Source organism: Aeromicrobium sp. REDSEA-S38_B2 (genome assembly GCF_001628525.1).
In the GTDB taxonomy this organism is placed as follows: domain Bacteria; phylum Actinomycetota; class Actinomycetes; order Propionibacteriales; family Nocardioidaceae; genus Aeromicrobium; species Aeromicrobium erythreum.
Map to the genome: position 1 here is coordinate 28,078 of NZ_LUNH01000023.1, position 25,212 is coordinate 53,289.

Genomic DNA, 25,212 nt, shown 5'->3' on the forward strand with positions numbered 1-25,212 from the left:
CGCGGGACGCCTCGCGCCAGGCGGCCCGTCAGAGGCGGTAGGTGTCGAGGTCCGCGGACAGCTCGGCGAACAGCGCCTCGTTGAGCCCGAAGACGAGGCGCACCTCGGCGAGGACGTCGAGCCGCTCCTGCGCAGTGAGGTCGAGAGCGTCGAGGCGCTGGCGGTACGCGTCCTTGTACGGCTTCGGCTTCGGCACGTCGACGAACGCGTAGAAGGCGAGACCGTCGTGGTCGAGGTCGAAGGTCCGAGCCAGCACCCGGCCGATCGCACGCCCGCCCGAGAGGTCGCCCAGGTACCGCGTGTAGTGGTGCGCCACGAACCGCGCAGGGTGGTCACGGGTGGTCTCGATCCGCGCGACGTAGGCGTCGGTCGCCGGCGTCGCCGCGTGGCCGGTCCCCCAGTGCGCGACGTCGTCGAGGATCGCCGACGACCGCTCCAGGGCGGGGTCGAGCACGGCGTCGACCACCGGGTGCCCGGCGAGCGCCCGCCCGGCGGCCTCGAGCGCCGCGTACACCCGCTGCAGGCGTGCCAGGTAGTCCGCGTACCCGCGGGGCGACACGCGGCCGGCGAGCAGCTCGCTCATGAAGGCCGAGCCCTCCGCGGACTCGTGCTCACGTCGGGAGCCGTCGCGCAGCAGGCGCGACAACGAGGAGGTGTCCGGCTCGATGATCGTCATGTCTGCCTCTCGTCCACCCCGACCGTACGGGTCGGCCGACCCGTGCTCGAAGCATAGGCTAGGCAACCCTAAGCAGTCCATGGGGGTCCCCGGCGTGGGCGAGCGCCCTCTCACCGCCTGCGCGACCGTCCGCGAGGTCCTGACAGCGACCACTTCCGTCACACAGGTCCCACGCGCCCCCGAAATCCCGTACGCTGCTCGGCGTGTCGCGTTCCCGGGTGCTCTCAGCGCTGCTATCTTCCCTCGCCGCCGTCCTGGTGGCCGGGACGCTGGCCGCTGCGCCCACCGCGCAGGCCGCCTCGACCCTGCTGTGCTCGGGCTACGCGAACTGCCTGCGCGCCGGGTACGACCACCACGGCTACGAGCAGAACCAGCGCACGAGCTACTGGAACATGTACGGCGGCACGAACTGCACGAACTACGTCGCGTACCGCCTCGTCACCACCAACGGCATGCCGAACCGGCGTCCGGCCTCCGGCGTCGGCAACGCCCGCGACTGGGGCACGACGATGGCCTCCATCACCGACGCGACGCCCGCGGTCGGCTCCGTCGCCTGGTGGGGCCGCACCGGCAACCACGTCGCGTACGTCGAGCGGGTCGCCTCCCCCACCGAGATCATCGTCTCGGAGTCGAACTGGGGTCGCGACTTCGACCACCGGCGGATCACGAAGTCCGGGTCCGGCTGGCCGGACGGCTTCATCCACTTCGCCGATCCCGACGTCACCCCCCGCTTCACCTCGGCCCCGAGACCCACGTTCGCCGGCGCCGAGAAGGTCGGCAGCCTGCTGACGGCGCGAGCCGGCTCCTGGTCGCCGACGGCCACCCTGACCTACCAGTGGGTCGCCGACGGCACGCCGATCCGCGGGGCCACCGCGTCGACCTACCGGCTGACCGCGGCCGAGCGCGGCCGCAAGGTCCACGTCGTCGTCACCGGGCGGCGCGCCGGGTACCCGGCGACGGCCTCCACGTCGGCGCGCACGTCCAAGCCGATCGCGGCAGGCGACTTCGGCACGACCGCACGACCGACGCTGACGGGCACGGAGCGCGTGGGCGCCCAGCTGGTCGCGTCCGCTCCCGCCTGGAAGCCTGCTGCCACGCTCGATTACCAGTGGTACGCCGACGACGAGATCATCCCCGGGGCCACGAGCAGCACCCTGCCGCTCGACGCCGGCCTGCTCGGGCAGCGCATCGGCGTGGTCGCCACGGGCTCGCGTCCGGGCTACAACACGCAGGTGCTGGAGTCCGCCTCCGTGACCGACCCGGTCGCCCCGGGCGTCTTCGACCTCGCGCCGGCACCGGTCGTCGCGGGCACGTCCGCGGTCGGGTCGGTCCTCACCGCGAGCACGGCGGCGTGGTCGCCGACGGCCACGCTCGCCTACCAGTGGTTCTCCGACGACACCCCGATCGCCGGCGCCACGACGGCGCGCTACACCGTGACCCCGGACGATCGAGGGCACCGTCTGCACGTCGTCGTCACCGGCTCGCGCACCGCCTACACGACCACGCAGGTCGCGTCCCAGCCCACCGACGCCGTCGCGCCCGGGCAGTTCACGACGACGGCGCGCCCGGTGCTGTCCGGTGCGGCCCAGGTGGGCACCACGCTGCAGGTCCGGACCGACGCCTGGTCGCCGGTCGCCACCTTCACCTACCAGTGGTTCGCCGACGGCCGCCCGATCCCCGGCGCCACCGGCACCAGCTACCGCCTGACGTCCGCGGACCGCGGCAAGCGCATCCGCGTGGCGGTCACGGGCACGCGCGACGGCTACGTCACCCGCACGCTGTCGTCGAGCCGGACCACCCCGCCCGTCCAGGCGGCACCGGTGGCGTTCAGGACGGTGCACCGGCCGGTGCTCTCCGGGGCGGCCCAGGTGGGTGCGGTGCTGCGAGCGAGCACCCCGGCGTGGTCCCCCGTGGCCACCTTCAGCTACCGCTGGTACGCCAACGGCCGACTCATCGCCGGCGCGACCGGGAGTGCCTACCGCCCGGTGGCCGCCGACCGCGGCAAGCGCATCCACGTGACGGTCACGGGCAGCCGCAGCGGCTACGTCGCCCGCACGATCGCCTCGACCCGCACGACCGCGCCGGTCGTCGCCGCCCCGCGTCGCTGAACCGCGACGGCTACGACGCGTCGTCGCCCGCGTAGGGCACACCGAGCTCGGCGAGCCGCGCACGCCCGCCGTCGAGCGCCGTCAGCACCCATGCGCCGTCGGCGGTCCAGGTGACCGTGTGCTCCCAGTGGGCGGCCCAGGACCCGTCGTCGGACACGACCGTCCAGTGGTCGTCGAGGGTGCGGGTGTCGGCCGAGCCGAGCGTGACCATCGGCTCGACGGCCAGGACGAGACCGGGCACGATGCGCGGACCCTTGCCGGCTCGCCCGACGTTCGGCACGTCGGGCGCCTGGTGCATGGCCGTGCCGATGCCGTGCCCCGTGTAGCCGTCGGCGATGCCGTAGTCACCGGCCGAGCGCACGCTGCGCTCGATCGCGTGGCTCACGTCGCCGACGCGTCGGCCCACGCCGCCCGCGGCGATGCCGGCCCAGAGCGCCCGCTCGGTGTTGTCGACGAGCTGCTGCACCTCGGGGGCGACCTCGCCGACGGTGACGGTCACGGCGGAGTCGCCGTGCCATCCGTCGACGATCGCGCCGCAGTCGATCGAGACCACGTCGCCCTCGCGCAGGACCCGCGACCCGGGGATGCCGTGCACGACCTCGTCGTTGACCGACGCACAGATGACGCCGGGGAAGCCCGGCACGCCGGGCTCGGCGCCGTAGTGGAGGAAGTTCGACGTCGCGCCGTGTGCGCGGATGGTGTCGTGCGCGACGACGTCGAGCTCGGCCGTCGGCACCCCGGGTGCGACGGTCTCGCGGACCGCCTCGAGCGCGTGCGCGACGACGAGTCCGGCGCGGCGCATGAGCGCCACCTGCTCGGGCGTCTTGATCTCGATGCCGCGACCGAACACGGTCTCCCCCGGACTCGGGTCAGAGGCCGAGTGCGGCGTCGATGCGCGCCTCGACCTCGTCGACCGTGCCCATGCCGTCGACCTCACGCAGCAGGCCACGCTCGCGGTACACCGGCAGCAAGGGCGCCGTCTCTGCGATGTAGACCTCCTGGCGGTGCCGGATGACGTCCTCGGTGTCGTCGGCGCGCCCGCTGGTCTCGGCCCGCTTCAGCAGCCGGGCGATCAGCTCCTCGTGGTCGACCGTCAGCACGAGCACGTGGTCGAGCCCGGAGCCGAGGTCGGCGAGGATCCGGTCGAGGGTCGAGACCTGCTCGAGCGTGCGCGGGTACCCGTCGAGGATGAAGGACTCGCGTGCGTCGTCCTGGGCGAGGCGGTCCTGCACCATGGCGTTCGTGACCTCGTCGGGCACGTACTCCCCCGCGTCCATGTAGCGCTGCGCGGTCCGGCCGAGCTCGGTCTGCTGCTGCACGTTCGCCCGGAAGATGTCGCCGGTCGAGACGTGCGCGCCCTGGATCCGCTGCGCCAGCGTCGCCGCCTGGGTGCCCTTGCCGGCACCGGGCGGACCCATGATGAGGAGACGAGTCACCGCAGGAACCCTTCGTAGTTGCGCTGCTGGAGCTGGCTCTCGATCTGCTTCACCGTGTCGAGGCCGACGCCCACGATGATGAGGATCGAGGTGCCGCCGAACGGGAAGTTCTGGCTGGCGCCGAGCAGCGCCACGGCCACCATCGGGATCAGGGCGATGAAGCCCAGGTACACCGCGCCCGGCGCCGTGATGCGGCTCAGGACGTACGCCAGGTAGTCCTGCGTCGGACGGCCGGCACGGATGCCGGGGATGAAGCCGCCGTACTTGCGCATGTTGTCGGCGACCTCCTCCGGGTTGAAGGTGATCGCCACGTAGAAGTAGGCGAAGAACACGATCAGCGCGAAGTAGGTGATCATGTAGTACGGGTGGTCACCACGCACGAAGTGGTCGGTGATGAACACCGCGCCCGGTCCGTCGGGTCGGAACTGCGCGTACAGCGCCGGCAGGTACAGCAGGCTCGAGGCGAAGATGACCGGGATGATGCCGGCCTGGTTCACCTTCAGCGGGATGTAGGTCGAGGAGCCGCCGAACATCCGGCGCCCGACCATGCGCTTGGCGTACTGGACCGGGATCCGGCGCTGCGCCTGCTCGATGAGGATGACGGCCGCGACGATCACGAGACCGACGAGCACCACGACGGAGAACGTCGCCCAGCCCTTCTGCTCCTTGATCAGCCACATGGCGCCGGGGAACGTCGCGACGACCTGCGTGAAGATCAGGATCGACATGCCGTTGCCGACGCCGCGGTCGGTCACGAGCTCGCCGAGCCACATGATGACGGCGGTGCCCGCGACCATGGTGAGGACGATCAGCAGGAAGGCCGGGATGCTGTCGGGTCGGTAGAGCAGCTGGCCGCAGTCGACGCCACCGAACAGCTGGCCGCTGCGCGCGAGCGCCACGATGCCCGTGGCCTGCAGGACGGCGAGGCCGAGCGTCAGGTAGCGGGTGTACTGCGTGATCTTCGCCTGGCCGGACTGGCCCTCCTTCTTGAGGGCCTCCAGCCGCGGGATGACGACGACGAGCAGCTGCAGGATGATGCTCGCGGTGATGTAGGGCATGATGCCCAGCGCGAACACGGTCAGCTGCAGGAGCGCGCCGCCGGAGAAGACGTTGATGAGCGCGAAGAGGCTGCTGTTCTCGCCCTGCGAGGCAAGGTCGACGCAGCGCTGCACGTTGCTCACGTTGATGCCGGGGGCCGGCAGGGTCGAGCCGAACCGGAACAGCACGATCACGGCGAGCACGAACAGCAGCTTGCGTCGAAGGTCAGGCGTCTTGAACGCGTTGACGAAGGCGCTGAGCACCGGGTGTCCTCCTCGATCGTGGGCCCCTGGCGGGACCTCGGCGACTCTAACAGTCAGTTCTCGCAGATCGGCCGTTGCCCGGTCGTTGCACCCCACGCGTGGGGCGGGCGCCCGGGACGGGCCGCGGCCTGCGAGGGCCGGACGACGAACGACGGCGAGGTCCGGTGGCCGCTAGGGCCACGAACCTCGCCGTCGTCTCGTCAGAGCGTCATTCAGAGCTCGGTCGCGCTGCCGCCGGCGGCCTCGATCTTGCTGCGGGCCGAGCCGGAGAACTTGTGGGCGGTCACCTGGACGGCCACGGAGAGGTCACCCTCGCCGAGCACCTTGACCAGCTGGCCCTTGCGAACCGCGCCCTTCGCGACCAGCGCGTCGACGTCGATGGCGCCACCCTCGGGGAAGAGGGTGCCGATGCGCTCGACGTTGACGACCTGGTACTCCTCGCGGAAGGGGTTCTTGAACCCCTTCAGCTTCGGCAGACGCATGTGGAGCGGGATCTGTCCACCCTCGAAGCCGGCGGACACCTGGTAGCGGGCCTTGGTGCCCTTGGTGCCGCGACCGGCGGTCTTGCCCTTGGAGCCCTCACCGCGACCCACGCGGGTCTTGGCGGTCTTGGCACCGGGGGCGGGGCGCAGGTGGTGAAGCTTCAGCGCCATGTCAGTCAACCTCCTTGACGGCCACGAGGTGCGGGATGGTGTTCGCCATGCCGCGGATCTCGGGGCGGTCCTCCTTGACGACGACGTCGCCGATGCGCTTCAGACCCAGCGACCGCAGCGTGTGGTGCTGGTTCTGCGGGCGACCGATCGCCGAACGAACCTGGGTGATCTCGAGGCGCGCCATCAGACACCGACCTCGGCGGGCGCGTTCTGCGCCTCCTTGATGCCCTCGGCCTGAGCCTTGAGCAGGGCCGACGGGGCGACGTCCTCGACCGCGAGGCCACGACGCTGCGCGACCGCGTCGGGCGACTCCAGGCCCTTGAGGGCCTCCACCGTCGCGTGGACGATGTTGATGGAGTTCGACGAGCCGAGCGACTTGCTCAGGACGTCGTGGACACCGGCGGCCTCGAGCACTGCACGCACCGGGCCACCGGCGATGACGCCGGTACCGGGCGACGCAGGACGCAGGAAGACGACACCGGCCGCCTTCTCGCCCTGCACCGGGTGCGGGATGGTGCCCTGGATGCGCGGGACGCGGAAGAAGTTCTTCTTCGCCTCCTCGACACCCTTGGAGATCGCCGTGGGGACCTCCTTGGCCTTGCCGTAGCCGACACCGACCTGGCCGTCACCGTCGCCGACGATCACGAGGGCGGTGAAGCTGAAGCGACGACCACCCTTCACGACCTTGGCGACACGGTTGATCGTGACGACCTTCTCGATGTAGTTGGACTTGTCGCCGCCGCGGTCGCCTCGACCACCGCGACGGTCTCCGCCTCCGCGGCGGTTACCACTCTGCTGGGCGCTCATGCGGCACTCCCCATGTCGTAGTTGTTCGTCTTGGTGGACATCAGAACTCCAGCCCACCCTCGCGCGCGCCGTCGGCCAGGGCGGCCACGCGACCCGCGTAGCGGTTGCCCGCGCGGTCGAAGACGACGGCCTCGATGCCGGCAGCCTTCGCACGGTCGGCGACGAGCTCGCCGACCTTCTTCGCCTTGGCGGTCTTGTCGCCGTCGAAGGCGCGCAGGTCGGCCTCGAGGGTCGAGGCCGAGGCCAGCGTGTGTCCCTCGAGGTCGTTGACGACCTGGGCCACGATGTGCTTGCTGGAGCGGGTCACGACGAGACGAGGACGCTCGGGCGAGCCGTGCAGCTTCTTGCGGCCACGGATCTGGCGACGCGCGCGCGACGTGGCGCGGGCCGAGCGACCCTTGACCTGCTTGATGGAGACGGCCATCACTTACCAGCCTTTCCAGCCTTGCGCAGCACGCGCTCGCCGGCGTAACGGACACCCTTGCCCTTGTAGGGCTCGGGCTTGCGGATCTTGCGGATGTTCGCGGCGACCTCGCCGACCGACTGCTTGTCGATGCCGATGACCGAGAACTTGGTGGGGGCCTCCACGTTGAACGTGATGCCCTCGGGGGCCTTGACGATCACGGGGTGGCTGAAGCCGAGCGCGAACTCGAGCTCCGTCGGGCCCTTGGACAGGACGCGGTAGCCGACGCCCACGATCTCGAGCTTCTTCTCGTAGCCGTCGGTGACGCCGACGACCATGTTGCTGATGAGCGTGCGGCTCAGGCCGTGCAGGGCCTTGCTGCGACGCTCGTCGTCGGGACGCTGGACCTCGAGGCTGCCGTCCTCACCACGGTTGACCGTGATGGGCTCGGCGACGCGGTGCGAGAGCTCGCCCTTGGGGCCCTTGACGCGGACGTCCTGACCCTCGATGGTGACCTCGACGCCGTTCGGGACGGCGACGGGAAGCTTGCCGATGCGCGACATGTGTGTGCTCCTCCCTCACCAGACGTAGGCGAGGACTTCTCCGCCTACACCCTTGGTCGTGGCCTGACGATCGGTCAGCAGGCCCTGGCTGGTCGAGATGATGGCGACGCCCAGTCCACCGAGCACCTTCGGGAGGTTCGTGGACTTGGCGTACACCCGCAGGCCCGGCTTGCTGATGCGGCGGATGCCGGCGATCGAGCGCTCGCGCTGGGGGCCGTACTTGAGGGTCACGTGGAGGGACTTGCCCACCTCGCCCTCGGCGGGCTCGACGACCTTGTAGTCGGTGATGTACCCCTCCTGCTTCAGCAGGGCGAGCACGCCCTCCTTCAGCTTGGAGTAGGGCGCCGACACGTCGTCGTGGTACGCCTGGTTGCCGTTGCGGATCCGCGTGAGCAGGTCCGCGATCGGGTCGGTCATGGTCATGTGATGTTTCCGTTCCTGCCGTGGTTTCGCATCCCGTCCCCGGGCCCGGGTTCCCGGACGGGTGAGGGAGGACCTGCGACGGTCGTGGTGGAAGGGGTGGTGGTCAGCGGCACGAGGCCGACGAGTTCACCAGGAGGACTTGGTCACTCCGGGCAGCTCGCCGCGGTGGGCCATCTCGCGCAGGCAGATCCGGCACAGGCCGAACTTGCGGTACACGGACTTCGGACGGCCGCAGCGCTGGCAGCGCGTGTAGCCACGGACCGCGAACTTCGGCTTGCGGGCCGCCTTGATCTTGAGGCCGGTCTTCGCCATGTCAGTTCTCCTTGAAGGGGAAGCCCAGCTGCTTCAGCAGCGCGCGACCCTCGTCGTCGTTGGTGGCGGTGGTGACGATGGTGATGTCCATGCCCCGCGACCGGTCGATCTTGTCCTGGTCGATCTCGTGGAACATGACCTGCTCGGTCAGACCGAACGTGTAGTTGCCGCGACCGTCGAACTGCTTGCCGTTGAGGCCGCGAAAGTCGCGGATACGGGGCAGCGCCAGCGTGAGCAGGCGGTCGAGGAACTCCCACATGCGGTCGCCGCGCAGCGTGACGTGCGCACCGATCGGCATGCCCTCGCGCAGCTTGAACTGCGCGATGGACTTGCGAGCCTTGGTGACCTGCGGCTTCTGGCCGGTGATCGCCGTGAGGTCGCGGATGGCGCCCTCGATGAGCTTGCCGTCGCGGGCAGCCTCGCCGACACCCATGTTGACGACGATCTTCGTCAGTCCGGGCACCTGCATGACGTTCGCGTGGTTGAACTCCTCGCGCAGCGCCGGGAGGATCTCCTCGCGGTACTTGGCCTTCAGCCGCGGAGCGGTGGTCGTCTCAGCCATGCTCAGATCTCCTTTCCGGTCTTGGAGGACACGCGCACGGAGCGCTGCGCCTCGTAGCTGGAACCGTCGGGACGGTTCTTGGTGACGTCGTCGCGGCGGTGCGAGACGCGCGTCGTGGTCTTGTCGCCGTCGACGTCGACGACGAGCATCACGTTCGAGACGTGGATGGGGGCCTCACGCGTGATGATGCCGCCCTGGGTGCCGTCGGCACCGGCGCGGGTGTGGCGCTTGATGCGGTTCACGCCCTCGACGATGACGCGCTCGCGCTCGGCGAGCACCTCGATGACCTTGCCCTCGACGCCCTTGTCGGCACCCGCGATGACCTTGACCTGGTCACCCTTGCGGATCGACAGCGTTCGCTTGTTGCGCGCCATGTTCAGAGCACCTCCGGGGCGAGCGAGATGATCCGCATGAACTTCTTGTCGCGCAGCTCGCGGCCCACGGGGCCGAAGATGCGCGTTCCACGCGGGTCGCCGTCGGCCTTGAGGATGACGGCGGCGTTCTCGTCGAACTTGATGTACGAGCCGTCCGGACGGCGGCGCTCCTTGACGGTGCGCACGACCACGGCCTTGACGACGTCGCCCTTCTTGACGTTGCCGCCGGGGATGGCGTCCTTGACGGTGGCGACGATGGTGTCGCCGATACCGGCGTAGCGTCGACCCGAGCCGCCGAGCACGCGGATGCAGAGGATCTCCTTCGCACCGGTGTTGTCGGCGACCTTGAGTCGCGACTCCTGCTGAATCATCTGTCTCTCACTTCGCCTTCTCGAGGATCTCCACGACGCGCCAGCGCTTGGTGGCCGACAGCGGGCGGGTCTCCTGGATGAGCACACGGTCGCCGACGCCGGCCGCGTTGGCCTCGTCGTGCGCCTTGAGCTTCACGTTGCGTCGCAGCACCTTGCCGTACAGCGGGTGCTTCACGCGGTCCTCGACGATGACGACGACGGTCTTGTCCATCTTGTCGCTCGTGACGAGGCCCTCGCGCACCTTGCGGTAGTTGCGGGTGGTCTCGGTGTTCGTGGTCACGGTGTCCTTATCGCTCGTGCTCATGCCTCGACCGCCTCGATGATGCCCAGCTCGCGCTCGGTCAGCACCGTGTAGATGCGGGCGATCTCGCGGCGGACCGTCTTCAGACGAGCCGTGTTGTCGAGCTGTCCCGTGGCGTTCTGGAAGCGCAGGTTGAACAGCTCTTCCTTGGCCTCGCGCAGCTTGGTCTCCAGAGCCTCGGCATCGAGGCCGCGCAGCTCTGCGGCAGTGGTCTTCGCAGCCATGCTCAGAACCCTCCCTCGGTGTCGCGGGTGATGAAGCGCGCCTTCATGGGCAGCTTGTGGATGGCGCGACGCATCGCCTCGCGCGCAACGTCCTCGGAGACACCCGAGAGCTCGAACATGACGCGTCCGGGCTTGACGTTCGCGACCCACCACTCGGGCGAGCCCTTGCCGGAGCCCATGCGGGTCTCGGCCGGCTTCTTGGTCAGCGGGCGGTCGGGGTAGATGTTGATCCACACCTTGCCGCCACGCTTGATGTGACGCGTCATGGCGATACGAGCGGACTCGATCTGACGGTTGGTCACGTAGTGACCCTCGACCGCCTGGATGCCGAAGTCGCCGAACGCCAGCTCCGTGCCGCCCTTCGCCATGCCGCGGCGCTTGGGGTGGTGCTGCTTGCGGTACTTGACCCTACGAGGCATCAACATCAGGACTGCCCTCCTTCGGTGGCAGCGCCGGCGCCGGCCGTGGCAGGAGCCTCGGCGGCGGGAGCGGCCTGCTCGGCCTGGGGAGCACCCTGGCCGGCCTGGTCGTCACGAGCGGGACGGCGCCCGCGCTGGGGGCGACGGCTGCCGGGAGCGGCGGCGCGACGCGCGGCCTCGGCCTCGCGCTCGGCGCGCGTGCCCGCGACCTCACCCTTGTAGATCCACACCTTGACGCCGATGCGACCGAAGGTGGTCTTGGCCTCGTAGAAGCCGTAGTCGACGTCGGCGCGGAGCGTGTGCAGGGGCACGCGGCCCTCGCGGTAGAACTCCGAGCGGCTCATCTCGGCGCCGCCGAGACGGCCCGAGCACTGGATGCGGATGCCCTTGGCGCCGGAGCGCATGGTCGTCTGCATCGCCTTGCGCATCGCACGACGGAACTGCACGCGACCGCTCAGCTGCTCGGCCACGCCCTGCGCGACGAGCTGGGCGTCGAGCTCGGGCTGCTTGACCTCGAGGATGTTGAGCTGCACCTGCTTGCCGGTGAGCTTCTCCAGCTCGCCACGGATGCGGTCGGCCTCGGCGCCACGGCGACCGATGACGATGCCCGGACGCGCGGTGTGGATGTCGACGCGGACGCGGTCACGCGTGCGCTCGATCTCCACGCGGCTGATGCCGGCGCGGTCCATGCCCTTGGTGAGGAGCTTGCGGATCTTGACGTCCTCGCCGACGTAGCTGCTGTACAGCTTGTCGGCGTACCAGCGGCTCTTGTGGTCGGTGGAGATGCCCAGGCGGAAGCCGTGCGGGTTGATCTTCTGGCCCATGGTCAGCGACCGCCCTTCTTGGTGTTCTTGCGCGACTGCGGCACGTCGGCGGACGGCTGCACGACGACGGTGAGGTGGCTGGTGCGCTTGAGGATGCGGCTGGCCGAACCCTTCGCGCGCGGACGCCACCGCTTCATCGTCGGGCCCTCCTCGACCAGGAGCGTGGAGATCACGAGGTCGGACGCGTCCAGGCCCTCGGTGGTCACCGCGTTCGCGACGGCGGACTCGACCAGCTTGTAGAAGTTGGAGGCGACGGCCTGCGGGGCGAACTGCAGGATGGCGAGCGCCTCCTGCGTGTCCATGCCGCGGACCAGGTCGCCGACACGGCGAGCCTTCTGCGGGGTGACCCGCACGAAGCGGGCCACGGCGAACGCGCCCGCGGCGTCGCCCAGCAGGCGCGCACGACGCTCGCTCACGTTCTCTCGGGTAGCTGCACTCATCGCCTCTTGGCCTTTCGGTCGTCCTTCTCGTGACCGCGGAAGGTGCGGGTGGGGGCGAACTCGCCCAGCTTGTGCCCGACCATCGCGTCGGTGATGAACACGGGGACGTGCTTGCGGCCGTCGTGCACGGCGATCGTGTGTCCGATGAAGGACGGCAGGATCATCGAGCGACGCGACCAGGTCTTGATCACGGTGTGGGTTCCGGCATCGTTCTGAGCGTCCACCTTCTTCTCGAGGTGGCCGTCGACGAAGGGACCCTTCTTCAAACTACGGGGCATTCTCTACTCCTGGATTCCTGAGCTCGTCGAGGCTCAGCGGCCGGACTTGCGGCGGCGGACGATCATCTGGTCACTGGCCTTGCGCTTGCGCGTACGGCCCTCGGGCTTGCCCCAGGGCGAGACCGGGTGGCGACCACCCGAGGTCTTGCCCTCACCGCCACCGTGCGGGTGGTCGATCGGGTTCATGGCCACACCACGGACGGTCGGGCGCTTGCCCTTCCAGCGGTTGCGGCCGGCCTTGCCCCAGTTGATGTTGGACTGCTCGGCGTTGCCGACCTCGCCGATGGTGGCGCGGCAGCGGACGTCGACGTAGCGCATCTCGCCGGAGGGCAGACGCAGCTGGGCGCGCGAACCCTCCTTGGCGACGAGCTGCACGCGCACACCGGCGGAGCGGCCCATCTTGGCGCCACCACCCGGACGCAGCTCCACGGCGTGGATCTGCGTGCCGACGGGGATGTTGCGCAGCGGCAGGTTGTTGCCGACCTTGATGTCCGCGGTCGGGCCGGCCTCGATGGCCTGGCCCTGGCGGATGCCGTCGGGCGCGATGATGTAGCGCTTCTCGCCGTCGGCGTAGTGCAGGAGCGCGATGCGCGCGGTGCGGTTGGGGTCGTACTCGATGTGAGCGACCTTGGCCGGCACGCCGTCCTTGTCGTAGCGCTCGGCGAAGTCGGCGACGCTGGAGCCCCGACGGCCCGGCGTGGTCGGCTTGTACTTACGGATAGCCATGTCTGATCAGTCCTCAGCTCGGGCTCGAGAAGATGTCGATGCTCTGGCCAGCGGCGACGCTCACGATGGCCCGCTTGGTGTCCTTGCGCTTGCCGAGCCCGTTGCGGGTGCGGCGCGTCTTGCCCTTGCGGTTCAGCGTGTTCACGGCCGTCACCTTGACGCCGAACACGTTCTCGACGGCGATCTTGATCTCCGTCTTGTTCGCGTCCGGGTGAACCAGGAACGTGTACTTGTTGTCGTCGATGAGCGCGTACGTCTTCTCGGAGACGACGGGCGCGATCAGGACGTCGCGGTGGTCCTTGTGCAGGGTGCTCATGCGGTCACTCACCAGCCTTCTCGAAACCGGCGGCCTGCGCGGTCTCCTCGGTGTCGAACCAGACCTCGGCGACCGTCTGGTCGTACCAGGGGCTGTCCGGCGTGTGGAACTTCATCGAGTCGACGTTGCCCTTGATCTCGTGACCCTTGGGCGCGTTGCCGCTCTTGAGCGGGGCCTTGGAGCCGGGGCCGTAGGGCTGCGTCTTGGTCGCGCCCTCCGCGCCGGACTCCTCGGTCGCCGGGGCGGCCTCGGCCTGCGCCGGAGCCTCCTGGGCGGCCGGAGCCTTCTTCGCGGACGCCTTCTTCGCCGGCTTCGCGGCGGGCTTGGCGTCGGCCTCGACGACGGCCGCGCTGAGCGCGATCGTCTCGGCGCCCTCGGTGGAGCGCGCCGCGACGAACGCCTCGAAGGCGTCCTGCGTGAAGATCACGTCGTCGCTGAGCACGACGTCGTAGGTGTTCAGCTGGTCGAAGGTCAGCACGACGAGGTCGGTGACGTTGCGCAGGCTGAGGGCCGTGAGGGCGTCCTCACGGCGCACGACGACGAGCACCCGGCGACGCGTGGTCAGCTCGGCGATCGCGGCGACGGCGGCCTTGGTGGAGGGCGCCTCGCCCGTGACCAGCGACTCGACGACGTGCAGGCGACCCGAGCGGGCCCGGTCGGAGAGGGCGCCGCGCAGGGCGGCGGCCTTCATCTTCTTGGGCGTGCGCTGGTCGTAGCTGCGCGGCGTGGGCCCGTGCACGATGCCACCGCCGGTGAAGTGCGGCGCGCGGATCGAGCCGGCGCGGGCGCGACCCGTGCCCTTCTGGCGCCACGGCTTCTTGCCACCGCCGGACACCTCACCGCGCGACTTGACGTCGTGCGTGCCCTGACGGGCGGCGGCGAGCTGCGCGGTGACGACCTGGTGGATCAGGGGGATGTTCGTCTGCACGCCGAAGATGTCGACGGGCAGCGCGGCATCGATGGTCTTGACAGCCATGGATCAGGCTCCCTTCACGCCGGTGCTGGAGGCGGACTTGACCGCGGAGCGGACCACGACGAGTCCACCCTTCGGGCCGGGGACCGCACCCTTGACGAGGATGACGCCCTTGGCGACATCCACGGCGTGGACGGTCAGGTTCTGGGTGGTGACGGTCTCGGCGCCCATGTGGCCGGCCATGCGCAGACCCTTGAAGACGCGCCCGGGCGTGGCGCACGCACCGATCGAGCCGGGCTTGCGGTGGTTGCGGTGCGCGCCGTGCGAGGCGGACACACCGGCGAACCCGTGACGCTTCATGACGCCGGCGAAGCCCTTGCCCTTGCTGGTGGCGGTCACGTCGACCTCGTCGCCGGCGGCGAAGATCTCCGGGGAGATCTCCTGGCCGAGCGTGTAGTCACCGATCGCCTCGGTGCGGATCTCGACGACGTGACGGCGCGGCGTGACGCCGGCCTTCGCGAAGTGGCCGGCCTGCGGCTTGGTGATCTTGCGGCCGTCGATCTCGCCGAAGCCGATCTGGACGGCGGTGTAGCCGTCGGTCTCGGCGGTGCGGATCTGCGTGACCACGTTCGTCTCGGCGGCGAGGACGGTGACGGGGACGATCTTGCCCTCGTCGTCCCAGACCTGCGTCATGCCGAGCTTGCGGCCGAGGAGGCCGCGCGCGTTGACGGTGGAGGAGGTGCTCATGGTGTTCTCGTCCTCCCTCAGAGCTTGATCTCGATGTCGACACCGGCCGGCAGGTCGAGACGCATGAGCGAGTCGACGGTCTTCGGCGTCGGGTCGATGATGTCGATGAGCCGCTTGTGCGTACGCATCTCGAAGTGCTCGCGGCTGTCCTTGTACTTGTGCGGCGACCGGATCACGCAGAACACGTTCTTCTCGGTCGGCAGGGGCACGGGGCCGGCCACGGAGGCTCCGGTGCGCGTGACCGTGTCGACGATCTTGCGCGCCGAGGTGTCGATCACCTCGTGGTCATAGGCCTTGAGCCGGATACGGATCTTCTGTCCCGCCATGCTCTGGTCGTCCTTACTCTTCGTCAGCTTGGTGTGCCCCTGGGGCTTGTTCTCCCTGGAGGGGATCGCTCCCCTCCGCCCCCCGAGGTCGGGCGTGTCGCGGTGGTGACCACGAGCGTGCGCGAACCTTCTGGAGTTGGGTGGTTGGACTTCCGGTCGCGGGCCGCGGCCTCCAGGGAGTCCGCGTCACGTCGCTTCCAGCAGTCAGGCCGGACACCGTGCAGCGCGCTCGTCGATCCCGGCGTGAGTTCCGGGCGGGCGCGCCCCAGCGATCCGGCCGGAGCAACCGCACTAGTCTGACAGACTCCCCCGCCCCAGCACAAATCGCCCTCCCACAGTCGTCCGCGTCGCCCCGGTGCGGCGCCGCTCGCCGTCGCGGACCTGCCCGGGGAAGCGCGACCAGGCGGCTCGCCTCAGCCGTGTCCAGTGCGTGCACGTCCCGGCACCCGCTCACACACGAGATCGCGCGCCGGTCCGGTCGCCGTCGTCGCCCGCCGACGTCATGCGAGCGCGGGCTCGCCCAGCAGGTCGGCCACCACCTGCACCCCCGGTCCACGGAGCACCTCGTAGTGGTCGACCGGGATCCTGACACGCTGCGGCACAAGATCCAGGTCCAGCCGGTCGAGGAAGGACCACCCGTCACCTTCGGCGTCGATCACGCGGGCTCTCTCGACCACCGCGCGCAGGTGTCCCGCCTCGGCAGCGCGCAGGCCGAAGGTGGCCAACACCACGTCGACGATGCGAGCGGCGAGACCCCGGTCGAGCTCGGGACGCTGCTCGCGCAGGAGCCGCTCGAAGCCTGACCGATCACGCGTCGCAGCGACGAGGACAGGCGCCGGCAGCCGACCGAGGAACACGGACCAGAGGATGGTCCGGAAGTAGGGATCGGCGAAGTCGGCCTCGCCAGCGGGGTCGGGCGCGTCGGGCACCAGCGGCGACCCGGGCGCGAGCAGCACCAGCTCGACGTCGATGCCACGCTGCGCCAGGCTGCACGCGACGTCGGTGGCGACCCGCGCCCCGAAGGAGTAACCGATGAACGTCGGCGCACCTGCCGAGAGCAGTGGCTCGATCTCCGCCAGGTCCGACCTCACGAGCTCGTCGACGTCGTCCACCGGACGTTCGCCCTCGTTGAGGCCCCGCGTCTGGACGGCGACCACCGGGCGGCCACGCGCGACGAGCCGGGCCAGCGGTGCGAGGCTCGCGGGGTAGCCGCCGAGGCCTGGCCACAGCACGATCGCCGGACCAACGCCGTCGACGAGCCGGACGAGCCGGCTCGCACTCGCGGGAGCCGGGTCGCCCTCGGCCTTCGCCACCCGCGCCGCGAGCTGACGCACCGTGCCGTGCGTGAAGAGCACGTGTACCGGCAGCGCAGCGCCCAGGCGGTCGTTGACCAGGTGCACGAGGCGCACCGCGGCGAGGCTGTTCCCGCCGGCCGCGAAGAAGTCCAGCTCGACATCGAGGACGTCCTGCCCCAGGACCTGCGTCCAGCAGTCGGCGATCCGCTGTTCGATCGGGCCGACCGGCGGCCTGTCCTCGCCGCGCGGGACCGTCGTCTCGTCCTCCAGCGCCGCGAGCAGTGCCGCCCGGTCGACCTTGCCGGTCGCACCGATCGGCATGCTGGGCACCACCATCACCCTGCTCGGCACCATGTATCGCGGCAGCGCCGCAGCGAGGTCGTCGCGCAGGATCTCCTGTGGGCCGCTCATGTGCACGACGTCCTCACGCATGTCCTCGGCACGCTGCTGGTCCTCGCTGACCCGACCGGCGAGCGCGATGTAGGACAGCTTGTCGCCGTCCTCCGGAACCAGTGCCGTGAGACGTGCCGCCGCGGGAAGCTCTCGACCCGACAACGAGGAGTATCCCGAGGAGAGCAGGCCGATGCCGACGGAGTTGTCCTGCAACCGGTGCAGCGCCCGGCCGAGCGCACGCAGGCCGGAGAGGCCCGCTGCGCGCGGGCACCGCAGCGCGACGGCGAACGCCGAGGCAGCGTAGCTGCGCTGGTTGATGGCGACGACGTGACGACGCTCGACGAGCTCGTCCCCGATCGGCTCGAGCGACGCCCCACGCCGCGACTCCGAAGCCTCACCGTCCAGCCGGACGCGGTACAGGCCGGGCCGCAGTCCGACCACCTGCCCGTGCACCTGGACGAGAACCTCGACCCCCTCCGGTCCGACCCCAGGGTCGGGACGCTCCGCGACGGGGAGGGTGGGGGCCACGAGGTCGACGGTGGTCCAGCAGACATCGCCCTCGACCCCGACCTCCGGCGGCACGGCGTCGTCCACGATGAGGACCGCACGGCCGTGTGCTGCGGCGACGTCGTCGAGCAGTCCGAGGAGGTGACCGACCTCGAAGGCCAGCACCTCGTCGACGTTGACGGCGTAGACCGAGCGGATGGCGTCCCGCACTCCTCGAAGGTGCAGGCGCACTCGCGCGGCCGGGCGGCCTTGATGGATGTTCGACGGTGGCGCGCCATCGCCGACTCGATGCAGCGCGTGACGTCGCGGGTGGTAGTAGTGCACGCCGTCGTCGAGACCGTGCACCCCCGACACCTCGACGTACACCTGGGTGGCGTACAGCGCACCGGGCGAGGCGTAGGCGTACTTCGGGAGCAGTCGGTCCTCGCTGTCGAAGGCCCCGAACCAGCGCAGCAGGTCGGCGAGGTCGGCGAGGTCGGCGAGCGCGCGCGGTCCGGTCAGCGACAGCCGCTCGCCCTGCAGCAGCCGGAGCACGTGGTCCGACGTCACCGTCCCGCCCTCGAACGTCCGGTACGACGTGCGCCGGAAGGCCAGCTCCCGCTGCTCGGGTCGCCCGTCCTGCCCTGGTAGCACAGTGCCGGACGCCGCGTGCAGGTCGTGACGGACGCCGGGATCGGCGAGCTGGGCGTGAACCTGCGTGTGGTCGTCCTTGGACAGGTGGTGCTGTCCGGTCGCACCCTGGTCCATCAAGGGCGCCTCGTCGCTGTCGAGGACCACGAACGCCGCGAGGGTGCTCGCGCCGGTGCGCGGATCGACCCACGGGAGCACCTCGGCGTCGGCCACCCAGTGGTGCGCCTCGATGGCGGTCTTGACCTCGAGGGTCTCGATGCGATGCCCGTTGACCTTGACCTGGTCGTCGGACCGGCCGTGGAACTCGAGAAGTCCCGCCGCGTCCCGACGCACCAGGTCACCCGTCCGGTAGACGCGCCGGAGTGCACCTTCGAGGACGACGGACGGGAAGCGTTCCTCGGTCAGCTCGTCGAGACCGACGTAGCCGGCAGCGAGCTGCACCCCTCCGATGCACAGCTCACCCAGCTCACCGGTCGCGCACGGGGTGTCGTCGTCGCCCAGGACCACCGTCCACGACCCTGGAACCGGTCGACCGATCGACACGATCCCCCCAGCGTCGAGGTCGTCGGGCGTGACGACGTGCGCGGTGACGTTGATCGTCGTCTCCGTCGGACCGTAGAGGTTCACGAGTCGGGCCGACGGGTGAAGCTGCACGAGCTCACGCGCGAGCGACGCGGTGAGGCCTTCTCCCCCGCTGAACAGGGCGGTCAAGGAGGTGCACGTGGCGAAGCGCGGGATGGCGACCATGGCCGACCAGACCGTGGGGACGCACTGCAAGTGCGTGACCTGGTGCCGGTGCACGAGGGTGCACAGCTCGCCGACGTCACGGTGGGCGCCCTGCGGTGCGACCACGACCGTCGCGCCGGTCGCTCCAGCGAGAAGCTCCCACTGTGCGGCGTCGAAGCTCGTCGGCGTCTTGAACAGGATGCGCGCCCCCGGCCCCAGGTCGTGGTCGCTGCCAAGCCACCCTAGCTGCGCGACCAGCCCACGATGCCGGATCGAGACGCCCTTGGGTCGACCGGTGGTTCCCGAGGTGTAGATGACGTAGGCACGATCGTCAGGCCCGATCTCGACCCCGGTCCCGTCGGCGGTCTCGATCGTCAGGACGTCGGCGCTGCTCCTGTCCTCGACGATGAGGATCCCGACGCACGCCGGGAGGATCGACTCCGCACGCGCCCGCAGACCCGGAGCCGTCAGCACGAGGCGCAACCCTGAGTCGCGCGCCATCAGCTGGAGGCGAGGCGTCGGGTAGTCGACCGCGAGGGGGACGTACGCCGCACCGGCGCGCAGCACGGCCCAGACGCTCACGACCAGGGAGCGACCCGGCTCCAGGAGCAGACCGACGCAGTCGCCGCGACCGACGCCGGCGTCCAGGAGACGGCGCGCGAGGATGCCGGCGTCGCGCCAGAGGCCCTCGAAGGTCAGGACCCCCTCGTCGTCGACGACGGCAGGCGCGTCGGGTCGATCGCGCACCACGCCGGCGAGCATCGCGACGACGGTCGGAGGACGGGAAGGGTGGCCGTGCCGGGGTCCCGCCGCGATCGCGGCTGTGAGGGGACTCGTCATGCTGGTGCTCCTGCGGTTCGGGTGGACGACGGTGTCGGAGGGGGCGGGCTCAGTGGGCTCCGCGGTCGCGGCGCGCCGCACGCAGACCGACGAGCTGGCCCGACGCAGCCCCGCCGAGGGCCAGCGCGAAGCCCAGGCACTGCAGGGGACCGAGGGACTGACCGAGCACGACCCAGCCGAGCACTGCGGCCATCAGCGGGCTGAGCATCCCCAGCAGCGCGGTGCTTGCCGGCGGCAGCTGCCGCGCGCCGTGCAGCCAGACGCCGTACCCGATGGCACCACCGACGAGAGCGAGCCACAGGTAGCCCAGGACCGCCGCCCCGTCGAGCACGAGGGCGCCGCTGTCGGTGAACGGCACGAGGGGCGCGATCACCACGCCCCCGACGACGAGCTGCCATGCCGTGCACGTGAGCGGGCGGTACCCGGCAGGGAGGCGCCAGCGGCTCGAGAGCAGGATCCCGACCGCCATGCTCGCCGTGCCGGCGATCGCTGCCGTGAGTCCCCAGGCGTCGACGGTCGTGCGCGAGGTGACGGTCATGAGCGCCACGCCGGCGGCCGCGACCACGGCGAGCGCCACCTGCCGCCGGGGCGGCTGTCGCCAACCGAGCGTCGCGGTGAGCGCGGCGATGATGAGAGGCTGCAGCGATCCGACGACGGCGGCCAGTCCACCAGGGAGTCGATACGCGCTGATGAACAGCAGCGGGAAGAAGGCTCCGATGTTGAGCACCCCCAGCACCACGGTGCGCAGTCGCCAACCGACAGGTGGCACGCCCGGTGCGATCGCGAGCAACAGCAGACCCGCGACCGCGGCGCGGAGGAAGCCTGCCGTCAGTGGACGATCGGGCGGCAGCATCTCCGTCGTGACGACGTAGGTGGTGCCCCACACGAGCGGCGCGATCGCCGCCAGCAGCGTCAAGCCGACGAGCGATGCCTGCGCCGGCGGCGACGGCGCGGGACGCACCTCCAACCCACTCATGCGGTCGTGCCGTAGAAGCGGTCACCGAAGTCGCCGATGCCGGGGTGCATGAATGCCTGGTCGGTGAGCCGTTCGTCCACGAAGCTGGTGACGACGCGCAGACCGGGGGCTGCCTGTGCCAGTCGCTCTAGCGCCGACGGGCAGGTGAGGACGTTGGCGAGGATCACGTCCTCGAGCAGTACACCGGCATCCAGGAGGGTGCTGAGCGCGAGCTGCACCGTGCCGGACGTGGCCATCATTGGGTCCAGCAGGATGACGTCGTGTCCGCGGGTCAGTCGCGGAAGCTTCGCGTAGAACAGCTGCGGCTGCGTGGTCACCGGATCGCGCTGGATCAGGATCTTGCCGAATCTGGTGTCCGGGACGATCTCCCGCAGCTCGTGCTCCATCGCGTCGCCGGCACGCGGTACCGAGACCGCCGTGAGCTGAGGCGCACGGGGAGTGGCGCCGGCGAAGGTCGCCCCGAGCGGGGTGCGCACCAGGTGCGGCTCGTGCCGTCGGACCGCGAGGGCCTCCTCCAGCACGAGCCGGATGATGCGGCGAGCGGCTCGCACGAACCCGGACTGCTCGGCCGTGTGGTCGCGGGCCGACGCGTGCAGGTGCACCAGGCCGGCAGTCCGCGACAAGCAGGTAAGTCGCAGCGGGAGCGCCGCGACGGCGTCGGGCACGGCCGCCGATCCGACGAGGGTCCCGGCGAGAGCCGCGGGCGGGTGGGGGGTCGACTGGGCGATCAGGTGGTCCACGGTCATGTCAGGTCCTCGTCGGGGCGTGGTCGAGCAGGAGAAGGGTCAGCGCGTCGAGGTGCGACAGCACGTCGTGAGCTCCCGCCGCCCACAAGGTCTCGGCCGGGTCGACTCCGTGGTCGAGGCCCACGCAGTGCATTCCCGCAGCCCGAGCCATCTGGACGTCGTGTGCGGTGTCGCCCACCACGACACTGACGTCGGCATCACGGCCGAGGGCACGGAGAGCCTGGAGGGCGTGCTCAGCATGCGGCTTCGGGTGCTGCACGTCGTCCGCACCGACCACGACGGAGAAGGCATCGCAGATCCCGGCGGCGTCGAGGATCGCGACGGCGCTGTCGTGGTACTTGCTCGTCACGACGGCCAGCGACAGGCCGGCGTCCTTCAACTGCGCGACGCCGTCGAGGACGCCCGGGTAGAGCAGGCTCGCGGCCGCGGGCACGATCCGCTCACGGAACCGGCGCCGGTACTCCGCGACCGCCTCGGCACGCTCCGGCAGCGTCGCGCCGGGAGCGAGCCGAGCGACCATCACGTCGAGCGGCAGGCCGATGAGGCGGCGCGCTGCCTCTTCAGAAAGTGCAGTCCCCGTGGCGTCGCCCACGGCCGCCGCCAGCTCGCTGGCGATGGCTCGCGGCGTGTCGAGCAGCGTGCCGTCGAGGTCGAAGAGCACGCACTCCACGTGGCCCGACGCGGTCAGCGAGGCGCGCGCCGGCGTGGTCATCGCGCCTGCCGCGGCGGGGTCACGGCGAGTGCCGCGGCCACCTCGGCGCCGACGGCGGCGACCTGCAGCACGACGGCCTCGTTCGCGACGGAGGACCGACCAACGGTCGCGGCGGCGACCTCCCGGGTGAGGAAGTTCGTCACTGCCGCGCCCCGGACGCCCTCGGCGGCGGCCCGAACGAGCGCGCGTTCGATGGCCGCACCGACCTCCTGCTCGTCGAGCGCGTCGTCCACCGCGATGGGATGGGTCACGAGGACCGAGCCCGTACCCGGCAGCGTCCGGTGCAGACGGATCGCGTCGGCCAGCACCTGCGGATCGTCGATGCGCTGGGGGTTGGGCAGGCCGCTGGACCGGCAGAGGAACGCAGGAAAGTCGTCGCAGCGGTACCCGATGACGGGCACGCCCCTGGTCTCGAGGAACTCCAGGGTTCGCGCGATGTCGAGCACCGACTTCACCCCGGCCGAGACGACCACGACACGCGACCGCGCGAGCTGGTGCAGGTCGGCGGACACGTCCATGGTGTCGCCGTAGTCCCGGTGCACTCCGCCGAGTCCCGCGGAGGCAACGACGTCGATGCCCGTCAGCTCCGCTACGGCCATGGCCGCGGAGATCGTCGTGGCGCCTGACCCCCTGCTCGCCACGGTGGCGGCGAGCTCACGGCTCCCGATCTTGCGCGCCCCCTCCGCGAGCCGTTCGTGCTCGTGCTGGACCAGCCCGACCACGACCGTTCCGTCGAGGACGGCCAGGCTCGCCGGCACGGCTCCTGAAGCGCGGACGCGACGCTCGCACTCCAGACCTGCGGCGACCCGTCGAGGCGCCGGGAGGCCGTTGGCGGTCACATTCGTCTCGAGCGCGACGACCGGCCGTCCGTCGTCCAGCGCCGCGCGTACCTCCTCTCCGAGACGGATCGGGACCTTCAGGTCGTCGGATCGCCGGATCGCCAGTGCAGCGCGTGGTGTCGTGAGCGTGGATCGGGTCATGGCTCTCACCCCCGCCGGATACCTTAGCGCTCATCCTTTCAATGCTCAACTATTGAAGTGAACAGCAAGTGTTAGTCTCGTGACGTGGGAGATCTCGTGGACGACGTGGTGGAGCAGTGGGGCCTCGAGCGGCCGGAGATCGACGTCAGCCCCATGCAGGTGGTCGGCAGGGTGAGTCGTGCTGCAGCCCTCCTGGACCGGCGCATCGCCAAGCGGCTGGCGACGTTCGACCTCCAGCCCGGGGAGTTCGACGTCCTGGCCACCCTGCTCCGGTCGGGGGCGCCCCACCGACTGCCGGTCGGTCGCCTCACGTCGCACACGATGGTGACCTCCGGCGCGGTCTCGCACCGACTCAACCGGCTCGAGGATCGGGGTCTGATCCAGCGATCGACCGAACCGACCAATCGACGCAGCGTCAACGTCCAGCTCACCCCGGCCGGTCGGGACCTCGTCGACGCCGCGCTCCCCGCGCACGTCGAGAACGAGGACTCGCTCCTCGCCCCCCTGGACGTCGACCAGCGACGACAGCTGGCCTCGCTGCTGCGCACCTTGCTGATCGGCCACGGCGACTCCCTGACCTGACGTCCGCGGCTCGGACCCGCCGGGGACGGGCGGGCCGTACTGCCGCGCCAGCACGACGAAGCCCCCCGGACCCGAAGGTCCGAGGGGCTTCGCTCAGCAGTGCTGGTGTGTCGTCAGATCACTTGTTGATCTTGGTGACACGGCCGGCGCCGACGGTACGGCCGCCCTCGCGGATGGCGAAGCGCAGGCCCTCCTCCATGGCGATCGGCTGGATGAGCTGGACGCTCATCTCGGTGTTGTCGCCGGGCATGACCATCTCGGTGCCCTCGGGCAGCGTGACGACGCCGGTGACGTCCGTGGTCCGGAAGTAGAACTGCGGACGGTAGTTGTTGAAGAACGGCGTGTGACGGCCACCCTCCTCCTTGGACAGGATGTAGACCTGGCCCTCGAACTCCGTGTGCGGGGTGGTCGAGCCGGGGGCGATGATGACCATGCCGCGCTCGACGTCCTCGCGCTTCGTACCACGAAGCAGGAGGCCGACGTTCTCGCCCGCCTGGCCCTCGTCGAGGAGCTTGCGGAACATCTCGATGCCGGTGACCGTCGTGGTCTGCTTGGTCTCACGGATGCCGACGATGTCGACGGTCTCGTTGACCTTGATGATGCCGCGCTCGATACGACCGGTGATGACGGTGCCACGACCGGTGATCGTGAAGACGTCCTCGACCGGCATGAGGAACGGCTTGTCCGTCTCACGCGGGGGCAGCGGGATGTACTCGTCGACCGCGTTCATGAGCTCGAGGATCGACTCGCCCCACTTGGCGTCACCCTGCAGCGCGGGGTGGGCCGCGACCTTGACGACGGGCACGTTGTCGCCGTCGAACTCCTGGTCCGACAGCAGCTCACGGACCTCGAGCTCGACGAGCTCCAGGATCTCCTCGTCGTCGACCATGTCGCACTTGTTGAGCGCGACGACCATGGCCGGGACGCCGACCTGGCGGGCCAGGAGGACGTGCTCACGCGTCTGCGGCATGGGGCCGTCGGTGGCGGCGACCACGAGGATCGCGCCGTCCATCTGCGCCGCACCCGTGATCATGTTCTTCACGTAGTCGGCGTGGCCGGGGCAGTCGACGTGGGCGTAGTGACGGTTCTCCGTCTGGTACTCCACGTGCGCGATCGAGATCGTGATGCCGCGCTGACGCTCCTCAGGAGCCTTGTCGATCTGGTCGAAGGCCGAGGCCTCGTTCAGGTCGGGGTACTTGTCGTGCAGCACCTTGGTGATCGCCGCGGTCAGCGTCGTCTTACCGTGGTCGATGTGACCGATGGTGCCGATGTTCATGTGCGGCTTGGTCCGCTCGAACTTCGCCTTAGCCACTGTGGGCTCC

The 25,212-nt window shown here is 70.2% G+C and carries 33 protein-coding genes; 2 read left to right on the forward strand and 31 right to left on the reverse strand.

All coding sequences use genetic code 11. The features are described from left to right. Window positions 1–28: 28 nt before the first annotated feature. The gene (locus A6Q81_RS05845; protein WP_286689825.1) at window positions 29–676 is read right to left on the reverse strand and encodes a biliverdin-producing heme oxygenase; all 648 of its coding nucleotides are present in this window, start codon (window positions 674–676) and stop codon (window positions 29–31) included. Between the two features lie 203 nt (window positions 677–879). On the opposite strand from A6Q81_RS05845, the gene A6Q81_RS05850 reads away from it, so the two are divergent. Then, window positions 880–2,784 (forward strand): CHAP domain-containing protein, encoded by a 1,905-nt coding sequence (locus A6Q81_RS05850; RefSeq protein WP_286689826.1) that lies wholly within the window; start codon window positions 880–882, stop codon window positions 2,782–2,784. Between the two features lie 10 nt (window positions 2,785–2,794). Here the strand turns inward: A6Q81_RS05850 and map are convergent, their stop codons facing one another. From map to A6Q81_RS05995, 29 genes are all read right to left on the reverse strand, one after another. Further along, a complete protein-coding gene (map, locus tag A6Q81_RS05855) occupies window positions 2,795–3,634 on the reverse strand; it encodes a type I methionyl aminopeptidase (protein ID WP_286689827.1) in 840 nt (279 codons plus the stop codon). Between the two features lie 19 nt (window positions 3,635–3,653). Next, on the reverse strand, window positions 3,654–4,220 hold the full coding sequence (locus A6Q81_RS05860; RefSeq protein WP_286689828.1) for an adenylate kinase: 567 nt from the start codon (window positions 4,218–4,220) through the stop codon (window positions 3,654–3,656). Next, window positions 4,217–5,521, reverse strand: a complete 1,305-nt coding sequence (gene secY / locus A6Q81_RS05865) for a preprotein translocase subunit SecY (RefSeq protein WP_067859763.1) — start codon at window positions 5,519–5,521, stop codon at window positions 4,217–4,219. Before secY ends, A6Q81_RS05860 begins: the two co-directional genes overlap by 4 nt. 212 nt (window positions 5,522–5,733) lie before the next feature. After that, entirely contained in the window at window positions 5,734–6,174 is a 441-nt protein-coding gene (gene rplO, locus A6Q81_RS05870; protein WP_067859765.1) for a 50S ribosomal protein L15, read from the reverse strand. A gap of 1 nt (window position 6,175) precedes the next feature. Further along, window positions 6,176–6,358, reverse strand: coding sequence for a 50S ribosomal protein L30 (rpmD, locus tag A6Q81_RS05875; protein ID WP_067859767.1), 183 nt, complete (start codon window positions 6,356–6,358; stop codon window positions 6,176–6,178). Beyond that, window positions 6,358–6,981 (reverse strand): 30S ribosomal protein S5, encoded by a 624-nt coding sequence (gene rpsE, locus A6Q81_RS05880; protein WP_067859769.1) that lies wholly within the window; start codon window positions 6,979–6,981, stop codon window positions 6,358–6,360. Before rpsE ends, rpmD begins: the two co-directional genes overlap by 1 nt. Before the next feature lie 40 nt (window positions 6,982–7,021). Beyond that, window positions 7,022–7,405 (reverse strand): 50S ribosomal protein L18, encoded by a 384-nt coding sequence (rplR, locus tag A6Q81_RS05885; protein ID WP_067859771.1) that lies wholly within the window; start codon window positions 7,403–7,405, stop codon window positions 7,022–7,024. Next, entirely contained in the window at window positions 7,405–7,947 is a 543-nt protein-coding gene (gene rplF, locus A6Q81_RS05890; protein WP_067859773.1) for a 50S ribosomal protein L6, read from the reverse strand. Before rplF ends, rplR begins: the two co-directional genes overlap by 1 nt. Window positions 7,948–7,962: 15 nt before the next feature. Next, on the reverse strand, window positions 7,963–8,370 hold the full coding sequence (gene rpsH, locus A6Q81_RS05895; protein ID WP_067859776.1) for a 30S ribosomal protein S8: 408 nt from the start codon (window positions 8,368–8,370) through the stop codon (window positions 7,963–7,965). Window positions 8,371–8,496: 126 nt separating this feature from the next. Continuing rightward, window positions 8,497–8,682, reverse strand: coding sequence for a type Z 30S ribosomal protein S14 (locus A6Q81_RS05900; RefSeq protein ID WP_067859778.1), 186 nt, complete (start codon window positions 8,680–8,682; stop codon window positions 8,497–8,499). 1 nt (window position 8,683) lies between these two features. Further along, entirely contained in the window at window positions 8,684–9,244 is a 561-nt protein-coding gene (rplE, locus tag A6Q81_RS05905) for a 50S ribosomal protein L5 (protein ID WP_286689829.1), read from the reverse strand. Window positions 9,245–9,246: 2 nt separating this feature from the next. Then, entirely contained in the window at window positions 9,247–9,618 is a 372-nt protein-coding gene (gene rplX, locus A6Q81_RS05910) for a 50S ribosomal protein L24 (protein ID WP_286689830.1), read from the reverse strand. Window positions 9,619–9,620: 2 nt separating this feature from the next. Further along, window positions 9,621–9,989, reverse strand: a complete 369-nt coding sequence (rplN, locus tag A6Q81_RS05915; protein ID WP_056209423.1) for a 50S ribosomal protein L14 — start codon at window positions 9,987–9,989, stop codon at window positions 9,621–9,623. Between the two features lie 7 nt (window positions 9,990–9,996). Then, window positions 9,997–10,293 carry a 30S ribosomal protein S17 gene (gene rpsQ, locus A6Q81_RS05920; protein WP_286689831.1) on the reverse strand — a complete coding sequence of 99 codons (297 nt, stop codon included), beginning with the start codon at window positions 10,291–10,293 and terminating at the stop codon, window positions 9,997–9,999. Continuing rightward, entirely contained in the window at window positions 10,290–10,514 is a 225-nt protein-coding gene (rpmC, locus tag A6Q81_RS05925) for a 50S ribosomal protein L29 (RefSeq protein ID WP_067859792.1), read from the reverse strand. The genes rpsQ and rpmC overlap by 4 nt, the downstream gene beginning before the upstream one ends. 2 nt (window positions 10,515–10,516) lie before the next feature. Beyond that, window positions 10,517–10,939 carry a 50S ribosomal protein L16 gene (gene rplP / locus A6Q81_RS05930; protein ID WP_067859795.1) on the reverse strand — a complete coding sequence of 141 codons (423 nt, stop codon included), beginning with the start codon at window positions 10,937–10,939 and terminating at the stop codon, window positions 10,517–10,519. After that, a complete protein-coding gene (rpsC, locus tag A6Q81_RS05935) occupies window positions 10,939–11,757 on the reverse strand; it encodes a 30S ribosomal protein S3 (RefSeq protein WP_067859801.1) in 819 nt (272 codons plus the stop codon). The genes rplP and rpsC overlap by 1 nt, the downstream gene beginning before the upstream one ends. 2 nt (window positions 11,758–11,759) lie before the next feature. Beyond that, entirely contained in the window at window positions 11,760–12,197 is a 438-nt protein-coding gene (gene rplV, locus A6Q81_RS05940; RefSeq protein WP_083516451.1) for a 50S ribosomal protein L22, read from the reverse strand. Then, window positions 12,194–12,475 carry a 30S ribosomal protein S19 gene (gene rpsS / locus A6Q81_RS05945; protein ID WP_067859804.1) on the reverse strand — a complete coding sequence of 94 codons (282 nt, stop codon included), beginning with the start codon at window positions 12,473–12,475 and terminating at the stop codon, window positions 12,194–12,196. The genes rplV and rpsS overlap by 4 nt, the downstream gene beginning before the upstream one ends. 33 nt (window positions 12,476–12,508) lie before the next feature. Next, the gene (rplB, locus tag A6Q81_RS05950) at window positions 12,509–13,201 is read right to left on the reverse strand and encodes a 50S ribosomal protein L2 (RefSeq protein WP_286689832.1); all 693 of its coding nucleotides are present in this window, start codon (window positions 13,199–13,201) and stop codon (window positions 12,509–12,511) included. Window positions 13,202–13,214: 13 nt separating this feature from the next. Beyond that, window positions 13,215–13,517, reverse strand: coding sequence for a 50S ribosomal protein L23 (gene rplW / locus A6Q81_RS05955; protein ID WP_067859810.1), 303 nt, complete (start codon window positions 13,515–13,517; stop codon window positions 13,215–13,217). Window positions 13,518–13,521: 4 nt separating this feature from the next. Further along, on the reverse strand, window positions 13,522–14,493 hold the full coding sequence (gene rplD, locus A6Q81_RS05960) for a 50S ribosomal protein L4, sunset domain variant (RefSeq protein ID WP_067859813.1): 972 nt from the start codon (window positions 14,491–14,493) through the stop codon (window positions 13,522–13,524). Between the two features lie 3 nt (window positions 14,494–14,496). Continuing rightward, the gene (rplC, locus tag A6Q81_RS05965) at window positions 14,497–15,177 is read right to left on the reverse strand and encodes a 50S ribosomal protein L3 (RefSeq protein ID WP_067859816.1); all 681 of its coding nucleotides are present in this window, start codon (window positions 15,175–15,177) and stop codon (window positions 14,497–14,499) included. Between the two features lie 17 nt (window positions 15,178–15,194). Then, window positions 15,195–15,503, reverse strand: coding sequence for a 30S ribosomal protein S10 (rpsJ, locus tag A6Q81_RS05970; protein ID WP_067859819.1), 309 nt, complete (start codon window positions 15,501–15,503; stop codon window positions 15,195–15,197). 500 nt (window positions 15,504–16,003) lie between these two features. Continuing rightward, complete coding sequence (locus A6Q81_RS05975; protein ID WP_286689833.1) at window positions 16,004–19,894, reverse strand: non-ribosomal peptide synthetase; 3,891 nt, start codon at window positions 19,892–19,894, stop codon at window positions 16,004–16,006. A 49-nt stretch (window positions 19,895–19,943) separates the two neighbouring features. Next, complete coding sequence (locus tag A6Q81_RS05980) at window positions 19,944–20,870, reverse strand: EamA family transporter (protein WP_286689834.1); 927 nt, start codon at window positions 20,868–20,870, stop codon at window positions 19,944–19,946. Further along, window positions 20,867–21,616, reverse strand: a complete 750-nt coding sequence (gene upp / locus A6Q81_RS05985; RefSeq protein WP_067859826.1) for a uracil phosphoribosyltransferase — start codon at window positions 21,614–21,616, stop codon at window positions 20,867–20,869. Before upp ends, A6Q81_RS05980 begins: the two co-directional genes overlap by 4 nt. A gap of 1 nt (window position 21,617) precedes the next feature. After that, window positions 21,618–22,328, reverse strand: a complete 711-nt coding sequence (locus A6Q81_RS05990) for an HAD family hydrolase (protein ID WP_286689835.1) — start codon at window positions 22,326–22,328, stop codon at window positions 21,618–21,620. Further along, complete coding sequence (locus A6Q81_RS05995) at window positions 22,325–23,308, reverse strand: pseudouridine-5'-phosphate glycosidase (protein WP_286689836.1); 984 nt, start codon at window positions 23,306–23,308, stop codon at window positions 22,325–22,327. Before A6Q81_RS05995 ends, A6Q81_RS05990 begins: the two co-directional genes overlap by 4 nt. Window positions 23,309–23,392: 84 nt before the next feature. Here A6Q81_RS05995 and A6Q81_RS06000 point away from each other — a divergent pair, with 84 nt between their 5' ends. After that, window positions 23,393–23,890: a MarR family winged helix-turn-helix transcriptional regulator gene (locus tag A6Q81_RS06000; RefSeq protein WP_067859830.1), complete on the forward strand. Its 498-nt coding sequence runs from the start codon at window positions 23,393–23,395 to the stop codon at window positions 23,888–23,890. 118 nt (window positions 23,891–24,008) lie between these two features. Here the strand turns inward: A6Q81_RS06000 and tuf are convergent, their stop codons facing one another. Continuing rightward, window positions 24,009–25,202, reverse strand: a complete 1,194-nt coding sequence (tuf, locus tag A6Q81_RS06005; RefSeq protein ID WP_067859832.1) for an elongation factor Tu — start codon at window positions 25,200–25,202, stop codon at window positions 24,009–24,011. Window positions 25,203–25,212 lie beyond the last annotated feature (10 nt).

Coding starts and splice junctions, on each gene's coding strand:
- A6Q81_RS05845 (WP_286689825.1), bottom strand. CDS start 676: ATGACGATCATCGAGCCGGACACCTCCTCGTTGTCGCGCCTGCTGCGC.
- rplO (WP_067859765.1), bottom strand. CDS start 6,174: ATGGCGCTGAAGCTTCACCACCTGCGCCCCGCCCCCGGTGCCAAGACC.
- rpmD (WP_067859767.1), bottom strand. CDS start 6,358: ATGGCGCGCCTCGAGATCACCCAGGTTCGTTCGGCGATCGGTCGCCCG.
- rpsE (WP_067859769.1), bottom strand. CDS start 6,981: ATGAGCGCCCAGCAGAGTGGTAACCGCCGCGGAGGCGGAGACCGTCGC.
- rplR (WP_067859771.1), bottom strand. CDS start 7,405: ATGGCCGTCTCCATCAAGCAGGTCAAGGGTCGCTCGGCCCGCGCCACG.
- rplF (WP_067859773.1), bottom strand. CDS start 7,947: ATGTCGCGCATCGGCAAGCTTCCCGTCGCCGTCCCGAACGGCGTCGAG.
- rpsH (WP_067859776.1), bottom strand. CDS start 8,370: ATGACCATGACCGACCCGATCGCGGACCTGCTCACGCGGATCCGCAAC.
- A6Q81_RS05900 (WP_067859778.1), bottom strand. CDS start 8,682: ATGGCGAAGACCGGCCTCAAGATCAAGGCGGCCCGCAAGCCGAAGTTC.
- rplE (WP_286689829.1), bottom strand. CDS start 9,244: ATGGCTGAGACGACCACCGCTCCGCGGCTGAAGGCCAAGTACCGCGAG.
- rplX (WP_286689830.1), bottom strand. CDS start 9,618: ATGGCGCGCAACAAGCGAACGCTGTCGATCCGCAAGGGTGACCAGGTC.
- rplN (WP_056209423.1), bottom strand. CDS start 9,989: ATGATTCAGCAGGAGTCGCGACTCAAGGTCGCCGACAACACCGGTGCG.
- rpsQ (WP_286689831.1), bottom strand. CDS start 10,293: ATGAGCACGAGCGATAAGGACACCGTGACCACGAACACCGAGACCACC.
- rpmC (WP_067859792.1), bottom strand. CDS start 10,514: ATGGCTGCGAAGACCACTGCCGCAGAGCTGCGCGGCCTCGATGCCGAG.
- rplP (WP_067859795.1), bottom strand. CDS start 10,939: ATGTTGATGCCTCGTAGGGTCAAGTACCGCAAGCAGCACCACCCCAAG.
- rpsC (WP_067859801.1), bottom strand. CDS start 11,757: ATGGGCCAGAAGATCAACCCGCACGGCTTCCGCCTGGGCATCTCCACC.
- rplV (WP_083516451.1), bottom strand. CDS start 12,197: ATGAGTGCAGCTACCCGAGAGAACGTGAGCGAGCGTCGTGCGCGCCTG.
- rpsS (WP_067859804.1), bottom strand. CDS start 12,475: ATGCCCCGTAGTTTGAAGAAGGGTCCCTTCGTCGACGGCCACCTCGAG.
- rplB (WP_286689832.1), bottom strand. CDS start 13,201: ATGGCTATCCGTAAGTACAAGCCGACCACGCCGGGCCGTCGGGGCTCC.
- rplW (WP_067859810.1), bottom strand. CDS start 13,517: ATGAGCACCCTGCACAAGGACCACCGCGACGTCCTGATCGCGCCCGTC.
- rplD (WP_067859813.1), bottom strand. CDS start 14,493: ATGGCTGTCAAGACCATCGATGCCGCGCTGCCCGTCGACATCTTCGGC.
- rplC (WP_067859816.1), bottom strand. CDS start 15,177: ATGAGCACCTCCTCCACCGTCAACGCGCGCGGCCTCCTCGGCCGCAAG.
- rpsJ (WP_067859819.1), bottom strand. CDS start 15,503: ATGGCGGGACAGAAGATCCGTATCCGGCTCAAGGCCTATGACCACGAG.
- A6Q81_RS05975 (WP_286689833.1), bottom strand. CDS start 19,894: ATGACGAGTCCCCTCACAGCCGCGATCGCGGCGGGACCCCGGCACGGC.
- A6Q81_RS05980 (WP_286689834.1), bottom strand. CDS start 20,870: ATGAGTGGGTTGGAGGTGCGTCCCGCGCCGTCGCCGCCGGCGCAGGCA.
- upp (WP_067859826.1), bottom strand. CDS start 21,616: ATGACCGTGGACCACCTGATCGCCCAGTCGACCCCCCACCCGCCCGCG.
- A6Q81_RS05990 (WP_286689835.1), bottom strand. CDS start 22,328: ATGACCACGCCGGCGCGCGCCTCGCTGACCGCGTCGGGCCACGTGGAG.
- A6Q81_RS05995 (WP_286689836.1), bottom strand. CDS start 23,308: ATGACCCGATCCACGCTCACGACACCACGCGCTGCACTGGCGATCCGG.